Genomic DNA, 21,826 nt, shown 5'->3' with positions numbered 1-21,826 from the left:
CTCAGCAAGCAGCCGAGCTAGAAAATTTCCTCCAGCCACTCCCGCATGCGGCCCTTCACCTTCTTGTAGACGTTCTCCTCGCGGATCCGGAACATGCGCCGGTCCAGGTGCTTGGCCCCGTAGACGACGAGCCCCACCCCCGTGGCGTACATGGGGCTCTTCACCACGTCTACCAGCCCGCCGATACCCCGGGGCATACCGCGCCGCACGGGCAGTCCGAGTACTTCCTCGGCCAGCTCGGGCATGCCCGCCAGCAGCGTGGAGCCGCCCGTAATCACGATGCCCGAGGCGAGCAGGTCCTCGTAGCCGCACTTCTGGATCTCGCGGTGCACGAGCTGGAAGATCTCCTCCACGCGCGGCTCCAAAATCTCGCAGAGGATCTGCCGGCCCAGCACGCGCGGCTGGCGGCCGCCCACGCTCGGCACCTCGATGGTCTCGTCCTTGTTCACCATGGAGGCGAGCGCACAGCCGAACTTCTGCTTGATGCGTTCGGCCTCGTGCGCCGGGGTGCGCAGGCCAATGGCGATGTCGCTGGTGAGGTTGTTGCCGCCCAGGGCGATGACGGCGGTGTGGACGATGGAGCCGCCGGAGAAGATGGCGATGTCCGTGGTGCCCCCGCCGATGTCCACCAGGCACACGCCCAGCTCCTTCTCGTCATCGCCGAGCACCGCCTCGGCCGAGGCGAGCGGCTGAAGGACGATGTCCGAGACGTTGAGGCCGGTGCGGTTGGCGCACTTGACGATGTTCTGCGCGCTGGAGACGGCGCCCGTGACGATGTGGACCTTGGCCTCCAGGCGGACGCCGGCCATGCCCAGGGGCTCCTTGATGCCGCCCTGGTCGTCGATGATGAACTCCTGGGGCAGGACGTGAATCACCTCGCGGTCCAGGGGGATGGCCACCGCCTTGGCCGCGTCGATGACGCGCGCCAGGTCCGCCTCGCGGACCTCCTTGTCCTTCACCGCGACGATGCCCTGGGAGTTGAAGCCCTTGATGTGGCCCCCGGCGATGCCCGTGTAGACGTGGGAGATCTCCGCGCCCGCCATCAGCTCCGCCTCTTCCACGGCGCGGCGGATGGAGGCCACAGTCGCCTCGATGTTGACGACCACGCCCTTGCGCAATCCCTTCGACGGGTGCGTACCGATCCCGATGATGTCGATGCCGCTGTCCGTCAGCTCACCGACGATCGCGCAGATCTTCGTCGTGCCGATGTCCAGGCCGACGATGATCTCCCCAGACTTCTGCTTCGCCATGACCACTGCCTCCCGTTGCCCTCACTCTCGTGAAGGGCAAGCCCTACTGCACCGAACCCCCGCTCCTCTCGGACGCGGGGCTCGAAATCTTCACCGCCACCCAGCCGGGCCGGACCCGGTTGTCCAGGTGGATGACATCCGCGGCCAGGCCCTTGGCGCTCAGCTCGCGCCGCACGCGCTCCAGCCGCGACAGCTTGGCCTCCGTCTCCCCTTCCCCCAACCGCACCACCTGGCCCGCCATCGTCACCAGCGACAGCCCCGTGGCCTCCAGCCGCACCTCGGACAGCCGCTCGTGGCGTCCGGGCTTCAGCGCCGCGTAGGCGCGTGAGACGCCGAGCGCCTCCCGCATGCGCTCACGCACCGCGTCCGGGTCCGCCACGTACTGCTCTCGCACCACGCCGGTCACGAGGGGCAAATCCAGCCCGTCTCCGGGCGTCACCCGCTTGAAGGGCTCGCCCTCCTCGTCCAGCACGTACAAATCCCCCAGCACCACCAGCGCCGACGGCGCGTGCTCTACCACTTGAATCGAAACGGCGGTGGGAAAGTGACGCGTCACCTCCACACTTCGCACCCACGGGTGCTGGAGCATGGCCCGCTCCAGCGCCGTCACGTCCAGCGAGAAGAGGTTCTGCCCCGGGGCCAGTCCCGACAGCCGCACCAGCTCCGCGCGCGAGGCGTGGGACAGTCCGGTAAACGACACCTCCTGCAGCTGGAAGCGGGGCGACGTGAGCGCCCAGGCGCGCAGCTCCACCCCGCCCCACACCAGGGCCGCGGTCAGCGCCGCGGCCAGCAAACCCTTGCCCACCGAAGGCCCATGGGCCCGCACCGCGCCCTTCACCGCCTCCTTCTGGTGGGCGGTGTCCTGACGGCGGCGGTTCTTGGATTTGCCGAAGGCCATAGAAAACAGGTGCGCATGCTGCGCGCGGAAAGAGCGCCGCGCCAGTTTTTGGCTACAGCCACGTCGCTGTAGCGGGGGGGCCGCAACAACCCCCCGGATTTTGAGAGAATGGAGGGTTGGACCGCTCAGGCCTTCAGGGAGGCCCCGAGCAGAATCCGCTCGCACAGCGCGGGGAAGTCGATGCCTCGACCCGCGGCGATCTTCGGCAACAAGCTGGTTTCCGTCATGCCCGGCAGCGTGTTGGTCTCCAGCACGAACACATCTCCTCCCTCGGTGATGATGACATCCGAGCGAGATGCCCCCTGGCATCCGAGCGCCCGGTGCGCGGCAAGGCACACCGCGTTCACGCGCTCATACTGATCTGCGGGCAGGGGTGCTGGGAAGAGGTAGTTCGTGCCACTGCCCGAGGTGTACTTCGCCGCGTGGTCGTAGAATTCACGCGCGACGACCACCTCGATGACGCCCAGGGCCTCGTCATCCAGCACGGCGCCCTGCACCTCGCGCCCCCGGATGAACTGCTCCACCAGCAGCGTGCCCGCGTACTTCGACGCGTCGTCCACGGCGGCGAGGTAGGCCTCCTTCGTCTTGCACACGTGCACGCCCACGCTGCTACCCTCGCGGCTGGGCTTGACGACCACGGGGAACGGGAAGGGCAGCGTGTCCGCCTCGGCCCGGGCGCTCGCCGCGTCGCGGAACGTCTTATAAGGAGGCGTGGGGATGCCGTGGGTGCTGAAAATCCACTTGGCATAGACCTTGTCCATGCCCACCGCCGAGGCGAGCACGCCACTGCCGGTGTAGGGGATGAAGAGCGACTCGAGCAGCCCCTGGATGGCGCCGTCCTCCCCATAGCGGCCATGGAGCGCCAGCCACGCCACGTCCACCTTCTCGGCGGCGAGGCGCGCGGCCACGTCCTTGCCCACGTCGATCTCCACCACGTCGTAGCCCAGCGAGCGCAGCGCCTTCGACACCGCGGCCCCCGTGCGCAGGGACACCTCGCGCTCCGAGGACAGCCCTCCCAGCAGCACACCGACGCGCTTGGTCTTCAGCTCGGACTTGGACAGGACGCTCACGGTCAAAACACTCCTACGCGCTTGACTTCGGGTTTGAGTTCGACGCCCTCCTGCTCCCGCACCCGCGTCTGCATCAGGGTGAGGAGCGAGAGCACGTCGTGGGCAGTGGCGCCGCCCAGGTTGACGATCCAGTTGGCGTGCAGCGGGGACACCTGCGCGCGCCCCAGAGTGTGGCCCTTCAGGTTCACCCGCTCAATCAGGCGTCCGGCGAAGTCGCCTGGCGGGTTGGTGAAGACACTGCCGAAGTTCGGCTGGCTCAGCGGCTGGGTGCGCTTGCGGTAGCCCAGGTCCGTGTCCATCGCCTGCTTGGAGGCCACGACGTCGCCCTTGGGGAGCCGGAAGCGCACCCGGGTGACGATGCCGCCCGCAGGCAGCTCGGAGTGCCGGTAGGCATGGGGCACCTCGGCCTTCGCCAGCCACCCCACCCCGTCCGCGGTGGCCACCTCCACCGCCTCCAGCACCCGGAAGCACTCGCCGTTCTTGGTGCCGGCGTTCATCGCCACCGCGCCCCCGAGCGTGCCCGGAATGCCGGCGAGGAACTCGGCCCCCACCAGCCCCTGGGCCCGCATCAGGTTGATGAGCCGGACGATGGCCGCGCCCGCCCCGAGCGTGAGCCGCCCCTCCGCCTCGTTCACCTCGGCCGTCTCCGGGAAGAGGTCCCCCGGCAGCCGCACGGTGATGCCGGGGATGCCGCCATCGCCCACCAGCGTGTTCGCCCCGCCGCCCAGGACGGTGATGGGGGTGCCCTCGCCGCGGGCCCACTTCAGCAGGGCCACGAGCGCCTCGGGCGTGCGCGGACGGACGAGCGCCTCGGCCGGCCCTCCCACCCGGATGCTGGTGAGGGGCGCCAGAGGCTCGTGGGCCTTCACCTCGCAGCCCTCCAGGAGCGCGAGGCGCTCCGGAAGGGGGGATGGGGTGCGCGGAACCATGCTCACGCGCCCTTAGCGGCTCCCGGCTTGCCCAGCAAGGCCAACAATTCCGGACCCACCTGGGTGATGTCGCCCGCGCCCAGGGTGAGGACGAGGTCCCCCTCCATGACGCGCTGGGCAAGCGCCGCGGACAGGTCCGCGCGCTTCTCCACGAACGTCACGTCCCGGTGGCCGTGGTCGCGGATGGCGTCCGCGAGCACGTCCCCGGTGGCCCCGGGGATGGGCTCCTCGCCCGCGCCGTAGACGCTGGTGACGAAGAGCACGTCCGAGTCATTGAAGGAGGTGGCGAACTCCTTGAACAGGTCATGCGTGCGCGTGTAGCGGTGCGGCTGGAAGGCCACCACCAGGCGGCGGCCAAAGGCCTTGCGCGCCCCGGCCAGCGTGGCCATCACCTCGGTGGGGTGGTGCCCGTAATCGTCCACCACGGTGACGCCGCCCACCTCCCCGCGCACGGTGAAGCGCCGCTGCACGCCGCCGAACTCCGCCAGCGCCCCGCGCACCATGTCCAGGGGAATCTCCATCTCCTCGGCCACGGCGATGACGGCCAGCGCGTTGAGGGCGTTGTGCGCGCCCACCATGCGCACGCGGAACTCGCCCAGCGGCTCATCGCGCCGGAAGGCCTGGAAGCGCGTGGTGAAGCCCTCCAGCGTCACACCCTCCAGCCGGTAGTCCGCCATGTGCGAGCTGCCGTAGGTGACGGCCCGCTTCTCCAGGCGCGGCAGGAGCGCCTGCACGTTCGGGTGGTCCAGGCACAGCACGTTCAGCCCGTAGAAGGGCACCCGGTTGCAGAACTCCACGAAGGCCGTCTGGAGCACCTCCAGCGTGCCGTAGTGGTCCATGTGCTCCGGGTCGATGTTCGTCACCACCGCGATGGACGGGTGCAGCTTGAGGAAGCTGCCGTCGCTCTCGTCCGCCTCCACCACCATGAGCTCGCTCTTGCCGAGCTTGGCGTTGGAGTCGAGCACGTTCACCTTGCCGCCCACCACCGCCGTGGGGTCCAGCCCCGCCGCCGAGAGCACCGTGGCCACCATGGAGGTGGTGGTCGTCTTGCCGTGGCTGCCGGCCACCGCCACCGCGTACTTCAGCCGCATCAGCTCGGCGAGCATCTCCGCGCGGGGGATGACGGGAATCTTGCGCTGGCGCGCGGCCACCACCTCGGGGTTGTCCTTCTTCACCGCCGAGGAGATGACCACCACGTCCGCGTGCACGAGGTTCTGCGCCCGGTGCCCCTCGAAGAAGGTGGCGCCCATGCGCGCCAGGCGGCGGGTGATGTCGCTCTCCTTCAGGTCCGAGCCCGACACCCGGTACCCCAGGTTGAGCAGCACCTCGGCGATGCCGCTCATGCCGATGCCGCCCAGCCCCACGAAGTGCACGTGCGCCGCGTGGCGCGTCTTGAAGAGGCTCTGCACCTTGCCGCCGGTCTTCGTCATGGCTTGCTCGCTTTGGACGTCTTCGGCGCCGCATCCTGCGGCTCGCGCTCGCGGCCGGCCGCCCCGTAGGTCTGGACCATCAGGTCCACGCACACGTCCGCCAGCTCCTTGGAGGCCTCGGGCCGGCCCAGCAGGCCCGCCTTCTTCTCCATCTGCTTGAGCCGCATCGGCTCGCTCTTCAGCAGGCGGATCTGCTCGGCCAGCTTCTGCCCCGTCAGCTCCGCCTCGCGGAACATCACCGCCGCCCCGGCCTCCACCAGCGCCCGGGCGTTGACGGCCTGGTGGTCATCCGTGGCGAAGGGGAACGGCACCAGGATGCTGGCCTTCTTGCAGACGGTCAGCTCCGCCAGGGTGGTGGCGCCCGCCCGGCACACCACGAGGTCCGCGCGGGCGTAGGCCGCGGACATGTCCTCGATGAACTCCACCACCTCGGCCTGGAAGCCCTGGTCCGCGTAGCCCTTGCGCACCCTCTCCACGTCGTTCTTGCCCGTCTGGTGCACGAAGCGGATCTGATCCTTCAAGTCCTTCAGGTGCTCCAGCGCGTCCACCATGCGCTGGTTGAGCCCCCGGGCGCCCAGGCTGCCGCCGAAGACGAGGACGGTGAAGTACTCGTGCGCCACGTGCGAGCGCAGGTAGTTGTCCATCAGCTTGCGGCGAATGGGGTTGCCCACGAGCTGGACTTTCCCCTCGGGGAAGAAGCGCCGCGCCTCGTCGAAGGCGACGAACACCACCTTTACCAGCTTGCCGAGCACCTTGTTGGTGAGCCCGGGCAGCGCGTTCTGCTCCTGCACCGCGGTGGGGATGCCCAGCATCCACGCGGCCAGCACCACCGGCCCGCTGGCGTAGCCGCCCACGCCCACCACCACGTCCGGCTTGTGGCGTTTGAGGATGCGGAACGAGGCGAGGAGGGCCATCGGCAGCGCCAGCAGCCCCTTGAGGAGCTGGAAGAAGCCCTTGCCTTTGAGGCCCTGCGCCTGGATGAACTCCAGCGGAAAGCCCGCCTGCGGCACCACGCGGGCCTCCAGGCCCCGCTCGGTGCCCACGAAGACGACCTGGTTGGCGTGGTGGCGCGTCACCACCTCCTCCGCCAGGGCGATGCCTGGGAAGAGGTGCCCCCCCGTACCGCCGCCAGCGATGAGGACCTTCACGCCGCTACCTCCCGCATATCGCCGCCCGTACGGACGGCCCGGTTACTGGCCCCTTGGGCCCCCGTGCTCAGCGACAACAACACCCCGGCCGCCCCCATGAGCACCACCAGCGAGGTGCCTCCATAGGAGACGAACGGCAGCGTCAACCCCTTGGTGGGCAAGAGCCCCATGGCCACGCACATGTTCACCGCCGCCTGGAAGGCGACGATGGAGGTGAGCCCCAGCCCCAGGTACGTGCCGAACGTCTCCGGCGCCGCCAGGCTCACGCGCACCCCGCGCCAGATGACGATGGCATAGAGCGTCACCAGCAGCGCCACGCCGATGAGCCCCAGCTCCTCGCCGATGATGGCGAAGATGAAGTCCGTGTGCGCCTCGGGCAGGAAGAAGAGCTTCTGCCGCCCATCCCCCAGCCCCAGCCCCGTCAGCCCGCCCGAGCCGATGGACATGAGCGACTCGGCCACCTGGTAGCCGGTGTCGTGCCGGTGCGCCCACGGGTCCAGGAAGGCGAGCACGCGCTTCATGCGGTAGGGGCTCGTGGCGATGGCCACGTATGCCAGCGGCAGCGCCAGGAGCACCGAGCCCACCAGGTAGCTGAGCTTCGTGCCGGCCGCGAACAGCAGCACGAACAGGAGGAAGACGAGCAGCACGCTGCTGCCGAAGTCCGGCTGGCGCATGCAGAGGGCCACCAGCACGCCGCACAGGGCCAGGTGGGGCAGGAAGCCCACGGAGAAGGTGGCCACCTTCTCGCGCTTCTTGGCCAGCGAGTAGGACAGGTAGACGACCCAGGCGAACTTGGCCACCTCGGCTGGCTGCAAGCCGAAGCCCGGGAAGCGGATCCACCGCCGCGCCCCGCCCGCCGTGGTGCCGATGCCCGGGATGAGCACCAGCACGAGTAGCACCACCGTGACGAGCAGCAGCGGGTAGGCCAGGCGCGCCAGGCGGCGCCAGCCGACCTTCATCGCCACCGCCATGGCCACCACGCCCATGCCCGCGGCCATGAGCTGGCGCTTGAGGAAGTACAGGCTGTCGCCCAGCTTGTCCTGCGCGAGGATGGCGCTCGCCGAGTAGACCATCACCAGGCCCAGCGCCACGAGCGCCAGCACGGCGCACAGCAGGAGCGGATCGAACCGCACGGGCGCGGCAGCGGATGTCTTCATGCGCGGGGCCTCAGAGCGCCTTCACCAGGCGTTTGAACGTCTCGCCCCGGTCCTCGAAGTTCTTGAACTGATCGTACGACGCGCACGCGGGCGACAGCAGCACCGTGTCCCCCTGCCTCGCCAGCTCGCGTGCTCTCCGGACGGCCACGTCCAGCGTTCCACAGGCATGCACCGGGGCCACCCCTTGGTAGGCGGCGGCGAGCAGCTCCGCGTCCTGGCCGAGGGTCAGCACCGCCGTCACCTTGCCCCGGCCCTCGTCCACCATGGGCTGGTAGGGCGCTCCCTTGCCCTTGCCCCCCGCGATGAGCAGCAGGTTTCCCGGAAAGGCGCGCAACGCCACCAGGACGGAATCCACGTTGGTGGCCTTGGAGTCGTTCACCCACTCCACCCCGTCTAGCACACGCACGCTCTCCAGCCGGTGCGGCAAGCCCGGGTAACCCTCCAACCCCGCCTGCACCGCCTCGCGCGGCACGCCGCCCAGCCGGGCCAGCAGCGTGGCGGCCATCGCGTTCTGCGCGTTGTGGGCCCCCCGCAGGGCCCGGTTCGTCAGCGTGTATGCCTCGCCCAGGAAGTCCAGGCGGAAGCCTCCCTGCTGGGCGACGGCCAGCCCCGCCAGCGCGAGCGCGCCCACCGGCTTGCCGGTGACGCTGAACCCGTAGACCGGCACCTTCGCCTGGCGTGCCAGCGCCACCACGTCCGGGTCATCCACGTTCACCACCGCGAAGTCGCCCGCGGCCTGGTTGAGGAAGATGCGCGTCTTGGCCTGGCCGTAGGCCGCGTGGCTCTCGTATCGGTCGATGTGGTCCGGGGTGAGGTTGAGGAGGGCGGCGCCCCGGGCGCGCATCGCCTGAATGCCCTCGAGCTGGAAGCTGGAGAGCTCCACCACCAGCGCGTCCCATTCTCCCGGCGTCAGGGCGGCCTCGGAGAACGGACGGCCCAGGTTGCCGCCCACGAACGTCCGGCCACCGCCCCGGGCGAACAGCTCGCCGGTCAGCGCCGTGGTGGTGCTCTTGCCGTTGGTGCCGGTGATGCCGAACAGGGGCACCTTCGCGAGGAAGCGCCACGCCAGCTCGATCTCGCCCCAGATGGGCACGCCTGCTTCGCGCGCGGCCCGCAGCTCCGGCCGGGCCAGCGGCACGCCAGGGCTCACCACGATGAGGCGCTGGGACTCCAGCAGCCCCGGCGGCACCGGGCCGTGGACGAGCGTCACGCCCAGCGCTTGAAGCTCCCCGGCCACCGCGCCCAGCGCCGCCGCGTCCCGCTCGTCCAGCGCCGTCACCTGGGCGCCGTGCGCGCACAGCAGCCGGATGGCCGCCACCCCACTCTTCGCCAGCCCGAATACCAGGACCTTCTGACCGGACAGCGAGAGCTCCATGGGACGCGGCTCCTGGCTTAGCGGAGTTTGAGGGACAGCAGCGCCACGCCGCCACACAGGATGGCGACGATCCAGAAACGGACGATGATCTTCGGCTCGGCCATGCCCTTGAGCTCGAAGTGGTGGTGCACGGGCGCCATGCGGAAGACGCGCTTGCCCGTCGTCTTGAAGGAGACGACCTGAATCATCACGCTCAGGATCTCCGCGAAGAAGATGCCGTGGATGATGGCGGACACCACCTCGTTCTTGGAGAGCACCGCGAGGCCGCCCAGCGCGCCGCCGAGCGCCAGCGAGCCCACGTCGCCCATGAACACGGAGGCCGGGTAGGTGTTGAACCAGAGGAACGCGATGCCGGCGCCCACGATGCTGGCGCAGAACACGGACAGCTCCGCGCCGCCCGGCACCTGGAGGATGCCCAGGTACTCGTAGAGCGGCTTGGCCACCACGCGCGTCACGCCGTTCACCGTGGCCGAGTCCGCGATGTTCAGCGTGGTGCCCGCCACGTAGCAGAGCACCGCGAAGGTGGTGGCCGCGACGATGGTGGGCACGATGGCCAGGCCATCCAGGCCGTCCGTGAGGTTCACCGCGTTGGAGGTGCCCACCACGACGAACCAGCCGAACACCACGTAGAACCAGCCCAGGTCCGGGTTGAACCAGTGCGTGGGCACGAAGGGCAGCGTCAGCTTCGTGTTGATGAGCAGCGAGGGGCCGAAGGAGCCATCCGGCTGCGTCCACGTGCACATCAGCCCGAAGACGGCCACGAGGTAGAAGAAGGTCTGCAGCGCCATCTTCTTGCGGCCCGCCAGGCCCTTCGAGTTGCGCTTGGACAGCTTCAGCCAGTCATCCAGGAAGCCGATGAAGCCGTAGCCGAAGGTGAGCAGCAACATCACCCACACCACCCGGCTCTTGAGGTCCGCGAACATCAGCGTCCCGCCGGCGATGCACAGGAGGATGAGCTGGCCGCCCATGGTGGGCGTGCCCTTCTTCTTCTGGTGCGTGTCGGGCGTGTCCTCGCGCACGTTGCTCTGGCCGTGCTGCTTCAGGCGCAGCCGGGCGATGAGCTTGGGGCCAATGAGCATCCCCAGTACCAGCGCGAACACCCCGGCCGCGACGATGCGGAAGGTGGGGTAGCGCAGGAAGTTGAGGAACCGGCCCGCCTCGGAGTCTTTGAGCCACTCATACAGCAGGAACAGCACTAGTGAACTCCTCCGGGTGCCGCGGCGCCCGTGAGGGCCGCCACCACCCGCTCCAGACGCATGCCCCGGCTTGCCTTCACCAGGACCACATCCCCCACCTTCAACCGGGACTTCAGCCAGTCCACCAGCGCTCCAGGCTCCGTGAAGTGGGCCGTTGCCTCACCCAGGCGCGAGGCCGCCTGAAAGCCCTTCTCCGAGCGCGGGCCGAAGAAGGCCACGAGCTGCGCCTTGCCAGCCGCCTGGGCCCCCAGCGCCGTGTGCTCTTCCAATTCGCCCGGGCCCAGCTCCAGCATGTCCCCGAGCACCGCCACCGCGCGGCCGCCGGGCCCCACCAGCGTGCGCAGCGTATCCAGCGCCGCCGCCATGGAGGCCGGGTTGGCGTTGTAGCAATCATCCACCACGGTGACGCCGTTCAGCCCGTCCACCACGTTGAGCCGCCGCGCGTACGGCCGCGCCGACTCCAGGCCGCGCACGCACTCCTCCGGCGAGTAGCCCAGCGCCAGCGCCAGGGCGAAGGCCCCGGTGGCGTTGAGGGCGTTGTGCTCGCCGATGAAGTGCAGCCGCACCGCCCAGTCCCGCCCCTGGGTGCGCACCGTCAGCGCCAGCCCCTCGCGGCCCCGGGTCTCCACGTGCGCGAGGCGCACGTCCGCGTCCTCCGAGCGTCCGAAGGTGAGGCGCTTGCCCCGGCCCTTCGCGGCCTGCGCGGGGATGAGCGGGTCATCCAGGTTCACCACCGCCACGGCCTCGGGCGACAGCTCCCGGAACAGCTCCCCTTCCGCCTCGGCCACGCCCTCCAGGCTGCCCAGCCCCTCCAGGTGCTCGGGCTGCACCACGGTGATGAGGCCCGCCTGGGGCTGAATCACGCGCGTCAGCCGGGTGATTTCTCCCGGGCGGTTCATCCCCGCCTCGATGACGGCCGCGACGTGGGAGTCCTCCAGGCGCAGCAGCGTGAGCGGAACGCCCACCTCGTTGTTGAGGTTTCCTTCCGTCTTCAGCGCGGGCCCCCGCGTGGCGAGGATCGCGCCCACCATCTCCTTCGTCGTCGTCTTCCCGTTGGAGCCGCCCACCGCCCCCACCGGAATGCGGAAGCGCTCGCGGTGGAACCGGGCGAGGGCGCCCAGGGCCGCCAGTGTGTCCGGCACCTCGTACAGGGGAAAGTCCGCGGGCAGCTCCGGCAGCGCCTGCCCCGCGCGCACCACCGCCCCCGCGGCGCCGCCCGCGTGGGCCTGCGCCAGGAAGGTGTGCGCATCGAAGCGCTCCCCCTGGAGTGCCACGAAGAGGCACCCCTGCGGCAGGGAGCGGGTGTCCGTGGAGAGGGCCGGGTAGGACCCGGGAGCGGTCCCACCCCGCCGGTGGGCCCCGGTCGCCTTCAACACGTCTGCGTCGGAGAATCGAGCGGCCATAAAGAGGATCCGGGGTTGCGATCCGGGGACTGCTCAGGCCGGGGGACGGCTCGCCAGCGCCTTGGTCGCCGCCTCGCGGTCGTCGAACTGGCGCTTCTCGGTGCCGATGAGCTGGTACGTCTCGTGGCCCTTGCCCGCGACGAGCACCACGTCGTCCTCGCGCGCCATGCCCACGGCCGTCTCGATGGCGGCGCGGCGGTCCACGTCCACCAGGTAGCCCTTCTCGCCGCTCTTGGCCTTGCCCGCGGAGATGCGGCGCAGGCCGCCCTTCTCGAGGCCCGGCGTCACCTGGGCGATGATCTCCTCGGGGTCCTCCGTGCGCGGGTTGTCGCTCGTGACGACCACCAGGTCGGCGCCCTCGGCCGCCGCGGTGCCCATCAGCGGGCGCTTGCCCTTGTCACGGTCCCCGCCGCAGCCGAACACGACGATGACGCGGCCCTTGGCCAGCGTGCGCGAAGCCTCCAGCGCGCGCTTGAGCGCATCATCCGTGTGCGCGTAGTCCACGAGCACCGCCGGCGCGGGCCCGGGCATGTAGTTCTCCACGCGCTCCATGCGGCCCGGCAGGCCGCCCATGCGCTCGATGCCCAGCTTCACATCCGCGCGGGCGATTCCCGCGCCCAGCGCCACACCGGCCGCCGCGAGGATGTTCTCCAGGTTGTGCGGCCCCACCAGACGGCTCTTGATGGAGATGTCCCCCGCGGGCGTCTTCAGCGTGGCCTTGATGCCCTGCAGCGAGAAGGAGACATCCGCGGCGGAAATCTCCCCGGCGCCCTGGCGGCTGAACTTCCACGCCATGCGCTTCTGGCCGCGCAGCTCGTTGTAGACGCGCGAGGCGTAGGTGTCGTCCCCGTTCACCACGGCGACGCCGGTGGCCGAGAGGTTCTCGCCGAAGAGGCGGCGCTTGGCCTGGAAGTACTCCTCGAGGTCCTTGTGGTAGTCGAGGTGGTCGCGCGACAGGTTGGTGAAGGCCGCGGCCTTGAAGGTCAGCCCGTGCACGCGCTCCTGCACCAGGGCGTGGCTGGACACCTCCATCACCACCGTCTCCACGCCGGCATCCACCATCTCGCGGAAGATGCGGTGCAGCTCCAGCGGGTCCGGCGTGGTGTTGGCCGTCTCCACCACCTTGCCGCCAATCTTGTAGCCCAGCGTGCCGATGACGCCCGTGGAGGCGTACGCCGCGGTGCTGATGGCCTCCAGCAGGTACGCCGTCGTCGTCTTGCCGTTGGTGCCGGTGACGCCCAGCAGGGTGAGCTGCTGCGCGGGCCGGCCGTAGAAGTTGGCCGCGATGAGGGCCAGGGCCTTGCGCGCGCTGCTGACCTTGAAGAAGGGCACCTGCGAGGAGCCCACCGGCTTCTCGGACACCACCGCCACCGCGCCGCGGGAGACCGCCTCGCCCACGTACTGGGCGCCGTCTTCCTTCGTGCCCGGAACCGCCACGAAGAGGTCGCCAGGCTTCACGCGGCGGGAATCCTGCGTCACCCCCGTCACATCGACCGAGGAACGGCCGCCTGACACCTGCTCGGCACCACACCCTGCGAGGACATCCGTCAGCTTCATCTTTTCCCCTTCACACGCACTACAAGCACGGGCCCCAGTCTGGTGCGGCCTCAGGGCCGCATCGCCAGATCCAGCGTCACCCGAGCCCCCTTTTCCACCAGCGAACCGGCGGCGGGGGTTTGCGATACCACGCGTCCACTGCCCAACAGTTGTGGCTCCAGCGCCGCGGCGAGCAGTTTCACCACGGCCTCGCGCCCTGCCTGCCCCTGCACGTCCGGTACACGCACCGTGCCGTCCCCCTGCACTTCCTGTTCGGCCACGGCGGGCTTCTCGGGAAGAGGCTTGGGGCTCAGAGGGGATTTCACCGCCACCGGAGGCGCGACCGGTGCTTCCGCAACCGCCGGCGCGGCCGTGCGCGAAGGCGGCACGGCCAGGTGCGCCATGGCGGCGGTTGCGATTTCCTTGAAGGCGGGGGCAGCCACGCGTCCCCCGTACACGTCCGTCTTCGGCTCGTCCACCACTACGAGTATGACGGCACGAGGATTCTCGGCCGGCACCACGCCAGCGAAGGAGGCGATGCGCTTGTCCGAGTACCCCCTGGCCACCGGGTCGGCCTTCTGGGCGGTGCCCGTCTTTCCGGCAACCCGGTATTCTTCCATGGCGGCCCGGACGGCGGACCCTTCCTTGGTCACCACGCTTTCGAGCATGTTCACGACGCGGCGGGCCGTCTGGGATGACACGACGCGGCGTACTTCCAGGGGCCGGTTCTCCAGGAGCACCACCCCGTCGGGGTCCACCACCTTGGAGACCAGGTAGGGCCGCATCAGCACCCCGTCATTGGCCAGCGCCCCGTAGGCGGCGGCGAGCTGCACCGCGGTGGCCGTCATGCCCTGGCCGAAGGACTGGGTGGCCAGCGCCACCTCGGCCTTGGGAAAGGGGATGACGCCCTTGCCCTCGCCCGGCAGCGCCAGGCCCGAGCGCGCCGCGAAGCCGAACTCCTGGTAGTAGCGCACCAGCCTCTCGCGCCCCAGCGCCTGCGCCACCTTGGCGGTGCAGATGTTGGAGGAGTTCTGGAGGATGCCCTCGGCGGTGAGCCAGCCGTTCGGGTGGGTGTCGTTGATGGTGTGGCGGCCGATGCGCCACGAGCCGTTCTCGCAATAGAAGAGCTCGTCGGTCTTGATGGCGCGCGTCTCCAGCGCGGCGGCCACGACGAAGGACTTCATCGTCGAGCCGGGCTCGAAGGTGTCCAGCGCGGCCCGGTTGCGCAGCGTGCTGCGGTCCAGCTGCTCGGGGGTGTTGGGGTTGAAGCGCGGGTAGTTGGCCAGCGCGAGAATCTCCCCCGTCTTCGGGTCCAGCACCACCGCCATGCCGCCCACGGCCTTGGCGTCCTCCGCGGCGCGCGACAGGGCCTTCTCCGCCACGTATTGGAGGTGGCGGTCCAGCGTCAGCGTGACGGTGGCGCCCTGGCGCTCCATGGGGTCCAACGCGCCGCCCTGCATGAGCAGCTTGCGCCCCTTTGCATCCCGGAGCCCCGACAGGCGCGAGTTCTGGCCGGACAGCTCGTCATCGAAGCCCAGCTCCAGCCCCTCCAGGCCCCGCCCGTCCGTGCCCACCACGCCCACCACCTGCGCGGCCAGCTCGCGCTGGGGGTAGAAGCGCTTGGGCTCCTTCATGAACCCCAGCCCGGGCAGCCCCAGGGCCTTCACCGCCTCCACCTCCTGGGGCTTCGCCTGGCGCTTCACCCACACGAAGCGCTTGCCACGCGCCAGCCGGGCGTGCAGCTCCTCGGCGTCCAGCTTCAGCGCCTTGGCCAGCGCGCGCGCCGCTTTGCGCTCGTCCTCCAGCAGGGAGGGGTCAATCCAGATGGAGTCCACCTCCACGCTCTGGGCCAGCGGCGCGCCGCGCCGGTCGAAGATGTCCCCGCGCCGGGCGGGAATCTCGATCTGGCGCACGTACTGGTCCTTCGCCATGCCGTGCAGCTTGTCGCGCTCGTAGACCTGCAGGAAGACGGCACGGCCGAAGGCCACCGCGAGCAGGCTCAGGAAGAGCCCTCCCAGCAACGTCACGCGCAGCTTGAGCCAGCGCGCATGAGGCTCCACGGACCGCGAGGCCTTCAGGTCTCTCACCGGGCATCCCCCCGGCCCGCCACGCGCACGCCTGGCACCATCCGGGCCTCGGCGCGCACCGCGGCGCGCTGGGTCCCTGGCAGCTCCGGCGACAGCGCCACCACCGCCGAGCCCGAGGGCATGGCCATGCCGAGCTGCTCGCGCGCCGCGCGCTCGAGCCGGGAGGGCGCCCGGAGCGTGGCCAGCTCCAGCTTCAGCCGGTCATTCTCGCGCGTCAGCGAGCGCCCCTCGGCCTCCGCGCGCGACATCCGGTAGCCCATGTCCACCACCATCACCCGGCTCGTCACGTGGAGGATGCCCACGGCGGCCAGCAGGGCGAAGAGGAGCACCGCGGGAAACAGGTGCAGGAGCACCCGGCCCACCGAGGCACCGTTGCGGGAACTCACCGGACTCATCGAATCTTCTCCACCGCGCGCAAGTGCGCGCTGCGAGAGCGGGGGTTGAGCTCCACCTCGTGCTCCGAGGCGGAGATGGCCTTCTTCGTCACCGGGGCAAAGTCACCCTCGCCGCCGCACACGCACACCGGCAGGCCCGGGGGGCACTTGCACCTGCCCACGAGGTCGCGGAATGCCTCCTTCACCTTGCGGTCCTCCAGGGAGTGGAACGCGATGACCGCCGCGCGCCCGCCCACCTTGAGCAGCCGGGGCAGCGCGGAGAGCAGCGCATCCAGCGCCTCCAGCTCCCCGTTGACGGCCATGCGCAGGGCCTGGAACGTCTTGGTCGCGACATGAATGCGCTGGGGCCAGGCCTTGCGCGGCACCGCGCGCTTCACGGCCTCGGCGGCCTCCAGGGTGCGCGTGGGCAGCGCCCGCTTGAGCTCCCGGGCGATGGGCCGCGAGAAGGACTCCTCGCCCAGCTCATAGATGATGCGCGCCAGCTCCCGCTCGTCCTCCTCGGCGATCAGCTCCGCGGCGGTGCGCCCCTCGGCGCCCATGCGCATGTCCAGCGGCCCATCGTGATTGAAGGAGAAGCCGCGCTCGGCGACATCGAGCTGGGGCGAGGACACGCCCAGGTCCACGAGCACGCCGTCCACGGGCAGCACGTCCGCGGCCACCTGGAGCAGCTGCCCGAAGTTGCCCGCGCGGGCCTGGAAGTGGGCATGGCCCGCCAGCCGGGCCGTGGCCGCGGCGAGCGCCACCGGATCCCGGTCGACGCCAATCACGGTGGCGCCCCGGACGAGGAGCGCCTCCGTGTGGCCACCGCCGCCCAGGGTTCCGTCGAGGATCACCTTGCCCGCTCCCGGTTGCAGCAAGTCCACCGCCTCCGTGAGGAGCACGGTCTGATGGCTGAAGGCCAAAGAAGGACGCCTTGGTTAGACGAAGGGAGCCCGCGAGAGCGCGAACGCGGCCCGGGCATCATTCATGTGGGGGTAGACTTCGAATGCGCCGTAGGCGCCCGCGGCGCGGAAGATGGCGGCCAGGTACGGCGAGAGCCCCGACAGCTTGATGTCCCCGCCGGCGCGGCGGTAGCCCTCCACGCGCGCCACCAGCGCCTTCACGCCGCGGTAGTCCAGGTGGCCCACCTCGCTGAAGTCGACCACCGCCTGGCGCAGCCCGCGCTGGAGCCGGCGCAGCAGGTCCTCGGACACCTGCAAGAGGTCCTGCTCGCTCAGCTCCCCTTCCAGGCACAGCGTCTCCACGCGCCCGCTCACCGCGCCCGCCGGGATGGACTGCCTCGACTCCGATGCCCAGTTCATACGCTCTCCACCCTCTCGGGTTTCCCGTCTTCCGTCGAGAAATCGGCTACTGCTTCAGCTCCGCGAGCACCCGCGCCACATCGGCCGAGTCCGCCGCGGCCCGCGCCTCTTCCTGGGCCTTGGCCCAGCCGTCGCGGCTCCACAGCTCGATGACCTTCACCATCCCCACCCACACCAGGTCCTTCTCCAGCTTCGCGTGGGCCCGCAGCGAGGGCGGGATGAGGATCCGCCCCAGCTTGTCGAGCGGACACTCCTGCGCGCTCGCCACGTACAGCCGCATCAACGTCTTCACCCCTGGCTCCATGGGGCTGCGCCGGCCCAGCGCTGTCTCCAGCGCCTCCCACTCGCGCACCGGGTACGCGTGCAGGCACGGGTCCAACGCCGTGGTGAGGATGAGCCGCTCGTCGTAGGCGCCCACCAGCGTTTCGCGAAGCCTCGCCGGGAGGCTCGTCCGCCCCTTTGCGTCAACTTGGTGCTCATAGACGCCACGGAACACGCGGAGCGCTTCCCCTCAGGAACGTTCCACCCACTTCACCACCGACAGGGACTTCTCACCACTTCTTCCCACCCTTTGCCACCGGGCCGCGGAAAATACGCGTGGCTTCCCACCCGGTCAAGAAATGCAACAGGCATGGATCTGCCTGGAACGCGGTGTTGAATGCTTCGGGCCCGAAGTGTTGACCGCGGACAACCGCAAAGCGGGATCAATCAGGCCTGACAGTGCTCCCCGGAACGGAGGCCTCGCCCGGGGAGGCCTGGCCTTGTGTTTTCGGGCAGCACGCCAGAGAGTGGGTGGGTGAGCATGCAGAACTCTCCGGAGAACGAGTCCAGCGTCCGCCTCAAGGTGTCCTACAAGACGCCCGAGGCCCTCATTGACGAGTACACCCGGAGCGTCAGCCAGGGCAGTGTCACCCTGGAGACGCGGCGCAGCCTGACGCGCGGCACGCGCTTCGTCTTCGAGATGCAGGCCGAAGGGGTGGACCGTCCGGTGGAGGTGGTGGGCGAAGTCGTCCACGTGACGCCCCGGCCGGGCGGCCGCTACCACCTGACCGTGCGCTACGGCATGAGCACGGACCGGGCCGCGCTCGACGCGGTGCTCCAGCGCATCTTCGCCCAGGAGCAGGAGAAGCTGCGGCGCTACCCGCGCATCCCGCTGAACGTGCGCGCCATCGAGTCCACGCCCTTCTCCCCGGCCTTCTACGTGCGGGACATCTCCCGCGGCGGCGTCGGCATGGAGGTGGATGCCGCCTCGCTGCCGCCCATGGTGCGCGTGGGCGCGCCCTTCCTCCTGGAGATGGAGCTGGCGCCCGGCCCGCTGCTGCTGCCCGGCGAGGTGGTGTGGACCTCGACGGCCTTCCGGGCCCACTCGCCCGTCACCCCCATCTTCGGCATCCACTTCAAGCCGCTGCCGCAGGAGACCGCGGACCGGCTGGAGGCGCTCTTGACGCTGGAGTCGCTGCCCCCTGGCCCCTGGTGGGCCCGCGTCTCCTTTGGCCAGGAGGCCCTGTCCCGGCTCACCTGAGCCTCATGGGGCAGGCGTGGGGTACACCAGGCAGAGCGTCTCGAAGAGGGGCTCTCCCGGCGCGGTGTACACCCCGCTCAGCGCCCGCGCCGCCTGCGCCAGCTCCGTGCCAAACGAGGGCACCAGGCAGAGGTCCTCGGCCGTCTTGAAGCGGCCCTTGAGCAAGCCCAGCCCCCGGCGCAGCGTGGCGATGTCCTGCTTGCCGCCGCGCACGGGGACGGAGGGCCCGTTGGGGTCGCCCCCGGGCAGCTTGCCCACGCTCGTGGACAGCTCGAAGCCATCCGCGCGCTGGATGATGCGCAGCTTGCCGGGCGCCACCTCCGCGAGCCACTCCCGGAAGCCCACCTCGTCCCGCAGGACGAGCCGGTACGCCACGTCCGCGTCCGGGTGACGGAGCCACACCGCCTCGGCGGCCTGGCGCAGCACCGCCAGCAGCTCGGAAGCCTGAGCCAGGAAGGTGTCCGCGCCGGGCACGAGGAGCACGGCCTTGCCCCGCACGCGCCCGGCCAGCCGGGACGCCTCCGCCGGCACGCGGGGCGAGAACGTCTCCCCGTCGAGCCGGACGGTCTCCCCCGCGAGCTCCAGCCGCAAGGCCTTCTCCGGGAGCGCCTCGCCGAACACCTCCGCCGGCGCGGGCTGGAGCCCGGGGTCTTCCCCGCCTCCATCCCGCCCCGGGGCGGCCAGCGTGGGCAGCGGCGCGGGCGCCAGGGTGGCGAGGGGCGCCGCGGGCTTCTCCTCCCGGCACCCCGCCCCCCACGCCAGCACGGCCAGCGCCGCCAGCGCCCGGCCCTTCATGGCACGGTGTTCCCGGCGGTGGGCGCCTCTGGGGGAAACGCCTCGAGGACGCAGGCCGCATCGGCCAGTCCGTGCGTCGCGGCATGCCCGGCCGCCTCCCGCGCCTCGCGAAAGAGGACCATGTCCTGGAAGCGGCTGGCGTTGCTGGTGCGGCCCGCGTCGCGGATGTAGATGGCCTTCACGCGGCCGGGAAACTCCTCGCGGATCTGCGCGTAGATTTCGGGATCCTTCTCGCCCGAGTCCCCCACCAGCACCACCGGCTGGGGAAACTCGCGCAGCAACCGGCGGAGGGTGGGCTGCTTGTAGTTGGAGAGCGTGCCCGGGCCGAGGTTCCTCAGGTACAGCCCGAACGGGGGAAACCGGTGGCGCCCCAGGAAGGAGGCCACCCGCGGCACGTACTGCACGGGCGAGCCGCTCACCAGCGCGAAGGCCGGGGCCGCCGGGGCCCGGAGGCACCCATAGAAGTCCGCCATGCCGGGGACCACCTCCTGCGAGTCCGCATCGCGCAGCAGGGCCGACTCCACCAGCTTCGCGGGCTTGGTGACATGGCTGACCGCCAGCGTGTCATCGAAGTCCGAGATGACGAGAAAGGGGGTCTCGTCCGCGACGATCTCCACGCCCACGGTGGCCTCCGCCCCGCCCGCCTTCGCCTGCGCCAGGGCGAACCCGGTGGCAAAGGACGTCCCCTCCGGCGGCGGCAGGTTCACCTCGAAGTGCCCCTCGCATCCGCTGGTCACCGTGGCGGTGGCCCCCAGGAAGGAGACCTCCACCCGGGCCCCTTCCCAGGCCGGGGCGGTGAGGCGGCGCAGGTTGCGCGACAGCACGGAGCTTCCCGCCGAGGGCGCCTCCTTCAAGACGCGCCCCTGGAGCACCACCCCCCGGGCCCGGCCCAGGGCCGGATAGAGCAGCACCGCGGGCCCCGCGGACGCGGGCACGGAGACAAGGAGCAGCACGGCGAGGAGCAGGTGGCTGAAGCGCACGGGAAGGGCCCAAAGAGAACGCACCCGCCTCCTGTAGCGGAATGGAGCATCCTGTAGCCAAAAAATTGATCGCCGGGGCGTCTTCCCTACCCTGTCGCGCATGCAGACCGTGCCCACGGCGGGCATGCGAGGGGAGAGCTGTCATGAGGAAGTGGCTGACCATCCTGGCGCTGGGTACCGTGGCGACGGCGGCTGGAGCGATGTCTTCCCGGGTCACCGCCGCCCCCGAGACAGGCCCCAGCGCCGCCGAGGTGGAGGCCCGGGTGGATGCGCGCCTGCGTGAGGTGCTTCACACCCACTTGGCGGCCCAGCAAGCGGATGCGCGCACGGCGGCAATCCTCCGGTAATCTCGTGGCATCCCGCGGCGCTCGGTGGTACGACCGCCGCTTGAGCCCGTTGCCCTTACCCTAACGAGGGGACATGCCAGAAGGACTCCAGCTCTCCGTCGGTGACCGAGTGGTGTACCCCAACCAGGGGGTGTGCCTCATCTCGGCCATCGAAGTGAAAGAGGTGGCCGGTCAGAAGCTCACGTTCGTCACCATGCGCCGGGAAGAGGACGGCGCGGTGGTGATGGTGCCCCAGGCCAAGGTACAGGCCATTGGCGTGCGCAAAGTGGCTGGCCCTGAAGAGGTCGAGCAGATCTACGCCTTCCTCCGGTCGGACAGTGACAAGGCCGACCTGGACTGGAAGCAGCGCGCCCGCACCAACCTGGACCGGATGACCCAGGGCGGCATCCTCGGCCTGGCCGAGGTCGTCAAGGGGCTCCAGGTGCTCAGCGAGCTGCGGCCGCTGCCCACCAAGGAGCGGGAGCTCTACGACAACGCCCGGCACCTGCTCGTCAGCGAGGTGGCCGCCGCGCTGAGCATTCCCGAGGTCAACGCCGAGGACTCCATCGACATCGTCCTGTTCCCGCCGGGCAAGGAGCGCCCCAAGCGCACCGCGGCGGAGTTCAAGACGCGCGGCGAGGACGACGAGGACCTGGGGCTCGAAGGCGACCTGCTGGGGCTCGAAGGCGACCTGGACCTGCCCGCCGAGGAGGAAGAGGCCCCGCCCGAGGAGGAGTCCTCCGAGTCCGAGGAAGCCGCCGGAGACGAGGACGAGGAGGGCGCCCCCAAGAAGGCCGCTCCCGCCGCGGAAGAGGGCGCGGAGGGCGAGCCCCCGAAGCGCAAGCGGGGCCGTCCCCCCAAGCCCAAGCCGGAGGGCGAGGCCGCCGAGGCCGCCGCGCCCAAGAAGCGGGGCCGCCCGCCCAAGCCCAAGCCGGAGGGCGAGGCCGCCGCGCCCGCCGCGCCCAAGAAGCGGGGCCGTCCGCCCAAGAAGAAGCCCGAGGGTGAAACCGAGTAGTTCCGCCGAGGTG

The 21,826-nt window shown here is 70.3% G+C and carries 21 protein-coding genes; 3 read left to right on the top strand and 18 right to left on the bottom strand.

Features of this window, described 5'->3' with window-relative positions; genetic code table 11:
* Positions 1-17 precede the first annotated feature (17 nt).
* The 16 genes from ftsA to mraZ form a co-directional block, all read right to left on the bottom strand.
* A complete protein-coding gene (ftsA, locus tag KY661_RS15265; protein WP_013377209.1) occupies positions 18-1,250 on the bottom strand; it encodes a cell division protein FtsA in 1,233 nt (410 codons plus the stop codon).
* 43 nt (positions 1,251-1,293) lie between these two features.
* The gene (locus tag KY661_RS15260) at positions 1,294-2,148 is read right to left on the bottom strand and encodes a cell division protein FtsQ/DivIB (protein ID WP_075006900.1); all 855 of its coding nucleotides are present in this window, start codon (positions 2,146-2,148) and stop codon (positions 1,294-1,296) included.
* A 125-nt stretch (positions 2,149-2,273) separates the two neighbouring features.
* Positions 2,274-3,218 carry a D-alanine--D-alanine ligase gene (locus KY661_RS15255; protein ID WP_225410890.1) on the bottom strand — a complete coding sequence of 315 codons (945 nt, stop codon included), beginning with the start codon at positions 3,216-3,218 and terminating at the stop codon, positions 2,274-2,276.
* Positions 3,219-3,220: 2 nt separating this feature from the next.
* Positions 3,221-4,147, bottom strand: a complete 927-nt coding sequence (murB, locus tag KY661_RS15250; RefSeq protein ID WP_225410974.1) for a UDP-N-acetylmuramate dehydrogenase — start codon at positions 4,145-4,147, stop codon at positions 3,221-3,223.
* Between the two features lie 2 nt (positions 4,148-4,149).
* Complete coding sequence (gene murC / locus KY661_RS15245) at positions 4,150-5,577, bottom strand: UDP-N-acetylmuramate--L-alanine ligase (protein ID WP_225410889.1); 1,428 nt, start codon at positions 5,575-5,577, stop codon at positions 4,150-4,152.
* Positions 5,574-6,725, bottom strand: a complete 1,152-nt coding sequence (gene murG, locus KY661_RS15240) for an undecaprenyldiphospho-muramoylpentapeptide beta-N-acetylglucosaminyltransferase (protein WP_225410888.1) — start codon at positions 6,723-6,725, stop codon at positions 5,574-5,576. The genes murC and murG overlap by 4 nt, the downstream gene beginning before the upstream one ends.
* On the bottom strand, positions 6,722-7,882 hold the full coding sequence (gene ftsW, locus KY661_RS15235; RefSeq protein ID WP_075006905.1) for a putative lipid II flippase FtsW: 1,161 nt from the start codon (positions 7,880-7,882) through the stop codon (positions 6,722-6,724). Before ftsW ends, murG begins: the two co-directional genes overlap by 4 nt.
* A 10-nt stretch (positions 7,883-7,892) precedes the next feature.
* Positions 7,893-9,257: a UDP-N-acetylmuramoyl-L-alanine--D-glutamate ligase gene (gene murD, locus KY661_RS15230; RefSeq protein WP_225410887.1), complete on the bottom strand. Its 1,365-nt coding sequence runs from the start codon at positions 9,255-9,257 to the stop codon at positions 7,893-7,895.
* Positions 9,258-9,274: 17 nt separating this feature from the next.
* Positions 9,275-10,453, bottom strand: coding sequence for a phospho-N-acetylmuramoyl-pentapeptide-transferase (mraY, locus tag KY661_RS15225; protein WP_075006907.1), 1,179 nt, complete (start codon positions 10,451-10,453; stop codon positions 9,275-9,277).
* A complete protein-coding gene (locus tag KY661_RS15220) occupies positions 10,453-11,856 on the bottom strand; it encodes a UDP-N-acetylmuramoyl-tripeptide--D-alanyl-D-alanine ligase (RefSeq protein WP_225410886.1) in 1,404 nt (467 codons plus the stop codon). Before KY661_RS15220 ends, mraY begins: the two co-directional genes overlap by 1 nt.
* 33 nt (positions 11,857-11,889) lie before the next feature.
* The gene (locus tag KY661_RS15215; protein WP_225410885.1) at positions 11,890-13,413 is read right to left on the bottom strand and encodes a UDP-N-acetylmuramoyl-L-alanyl-D-glutamate--2,6-diaminopimelate ligase; all 1,524 of its coding nucleotides are present in this window, start codon (positions 13,411-13,413) and stop codon (positions 11,890-11,892) included.
* A 50-nt stretch (positions 13,414-13,463) separates the two neighbouring features.
* On the bottom strand, positions 13,464-15,479 hold the full coding sequence (locus KY661_RS15210; protein ID WP_225410884.1) for a penicillin-binding protein: 2,016 nt from the start codon (positions 15,477-15,479) through the stop codon (positions 13,464-13,466).
* Positions 15,476-15,874 carry a cell division protein FtsL gene (gene ftsL, locus KY661_RS15205; RefSeq protein WP_225410883.1) on the bottom strand — a complete coding sequence of 133 codons (399 nt, stop codon included), beginning with the start codon at positions 15,872-15,874 and terminating at the stop codon, positions 15,476-15,478. The genes KY661_RS15210 and ftsL overlap by 4 nt, the downstream gene beginning before the upstream one ends.
* Positions 15,871-16,776 (bottom strand): 16S rRNA (cytosine(1402)-N(4))-methyltransferase RsmH, encoded by a 906-nt coding sequence (gene rsmH / locus KY661_RS15200; RefSeq protein WP_225410882.1) that lies wholly within the window; start codon positions 16,774-16,776, stop codon positions 15,871-15,873. The genes ftsL and rsmH overlap by 4 nt, the downstream gene beginning before the upstream one ends.
* Positions 16,777-16,791: 15 nt before the next feature.
* On the bottom strand, positions 16,792-17,175 hold the full coding sequence (locus KY661_RS15195; RefSeq protein ID WP_225410881.1) for an STAS domain-containing protein: 384 nt from the start codon (positions 17,173-17,175) through the stop codon (positions 16,792-16,794).
* A 46-nt stretch (positions 17,176-17,221) separates the two neighbouring features.
* Positions 17,222-17,671 carry a division/cell wall cluster transcriptional repressor MraZ gene (gene mraZ / locus KY661_RS15190; protein ID WP_075006914.1) on the bottom strand — a complete coding sequence of 150 codons (450 nt, stop codon included), beginning with the start codon at positions 17,669-17,671 and terminating at the stop codon, positions 17,222-17,224.
* Between the two features lie 306 nt (positions 17,672-17,977).
* Between mraZ and KY661_RS15185 the strand changes: the two genes are divergently transcribed.
* On the top strand, positions 17,978-18,697 hold the full coding sequence (locus KY661_RS15185; protein WP_075006915.1) for a PilZ domain-containing protein: 720 nt from the start codon (positions 17,978-17,980) through the stop codon (positions 18,695-18,697).
* A 3-nt stretch (positions 18,698-18,700) separates the two neighbouring features.
* Here the strand turns inward: KY661_RS15185 and KY661_RS15180 are convergent, their stop codons facing one another.
* Both KY661_RS15180 and KY661_RS15175 read right to left on the bottom strand, forming a co-directional pair.
* A complete protein-coding gene (locus tag KY661_RS15180) occupies positions 18,701-19,492 on the bottom strand; it encodes a hypothetical protein (protein WP_225410880.1) in 792 nt (263 codons plus the stop codon).
* Positions 19,489-20,496 (bottom strand): App1 family protein, encoded by a 1,008-nt coding sequence (locus KY661_RS15175; RefSeq protein WP_225410879.1) that lies wholly within the window; start codon positions 20,494-20,496, stop codon positions 19,489-19,491. Before KY661_RS15175 ends, KY661_RS15180 begins: the two co-directional genes overlap by 4 nt.
* A 119-nt stretch (positions 20,497-20,615) precedes the next feature.
* Here KY661_RS15175 and KY661_RS15170 point away from each other — a divergent pair, with 119 nt between their 5' ends.
* The gene (locus KY661_RS15170; protein ID WP_225410878.1) at positions 20,616-20,819 is read left to right on the top strand and encodes a hypothetical protein; all 204 of its coding nucleotides are present in this window, start codon (positions 20,616-20,618) and stop codon (positions 20,817-20,819) included.
* A gap of 73 nt (positions 20,820-20,892) precedes the next feature.
* A complete protein-coding gene (locus KY661_RS15165; protein WP_225410877.1) occupies positions 20,893-21,813 on the top strand; it encodes a CarD family transcriptional regulator in 921 nt (306 codons plus the stop codon).
* Positions 21,814-21,826: the final 13 nt, after the last annotated feature.

Origin of the sequence: Allostigmatella hybrida, assembly GCF_020103775.1 — a bacterium.
In the GTDB taxonomy this organism is placed as follows: Bacteria; Myxococcota; Myxococcia; order Myxococcales; family Myxococcaceae; genus Hyalangium; species Hyalangium aurantiaca.
Note: the sequence above shows the minus strand (reverse complement) of the source record. Positions and strands in the feature narration are given on the sequence as shown.

Coding starts and splice junctions, on each gene's coding strand:
- ftsA (WP_013377209.1), bottom strand. CDS start 1,250: ATGGCGAAGCAGAAGTCTGGGGAGATCATCGTCGGCCTGGACATCGGC.
- KY661_RS15260 (WP_075006900.1), bottom strand. CDS start 2,148: ATGGCCTTCGGCAAATCCAAGAACCGCCGCCGTCAGGACACCGCCCAC.
- murB (WP_225410974.1), bottom strand. CDS start 4,147: ATGGTTCCGCGCACCCCATCCCCCCTTCCGGAGCGCCTCGCGCTCCTG.
- murC (WP_225410889.1), bottom strand. CDS start 5,577: ATGACGAAGACCGGCGGCAAGGTGCAGAGCCTCTTCAAGACGCGCCAC.
- ftsW (WP_075006905.1), bottom strand. CDS start 7,882: ATGAAGACATCCGCTGCCGCGCCCGTGCGGTTCGATCCGCTCCTGCTG.
- murD (WP_225410887.1), bottom strand. CDS start 9,257: ATGGAGCTCTCGCTGTCCGGTCAGAAGGTCCTGGTATTCGGGCTGGCG.
- KY661_RS15220 (WP_225410886.1), bottom strand. CDS start 11,856: ATGGCCGCTCGATTCTCCGACGCAGACGTGTTGAAGGCGACCGGGGCC.
- KY661_RS15215 (WP_225410885.1), bottom strand. CDS start 13,413: ATGAAGCTGACGGATGTCCTCGCAGGGTGTGGTGCCGAGCAGGTGTCA.
- ftsL (WP_225410883.1), bottom strand. CDS start 15,874: ATGAGTCCGGTGAGTTCCCGCAACGGTGCCTCGGTGGGCCGGGTGCTC.
- KY661_RS15195 (WP_225410881.1), bottom strand. CDS start 17,175: ATGAACTGGGCATCGGAGTCGAGGCAGTCCATCCCGGCGGGCGCGGTG.
- KY661_RS15185 (WP_075006915.1), top strand. CDS start 17,978: ATGCAGAACTCTCCGGAGAACGAGTCCAGCGTCCGCCTCAAGGTGTCC.
- KY661_RS15180 (WP_225410880.1), bottom strand. CDS start 19,492: ATGAAGGGCCGGGCGCTGGCGGCGCTGGCCGTGCTGGCGTGGGGGGCG.
- KY661_RS15170 (WP_225410878.1), top strand. CDS start 20,616: ATGAGGAAGTGGCTGACCATCCTGGCGCTGGGTACCGTGGCGACGGCG.
- KY661_RS15165 (WP_225410877.1), top strand. CDS start 20,893: ATGCCAGAAGGACTCCAGCTCTCCGTCGGTGACCGAGTGGTGTACCCC.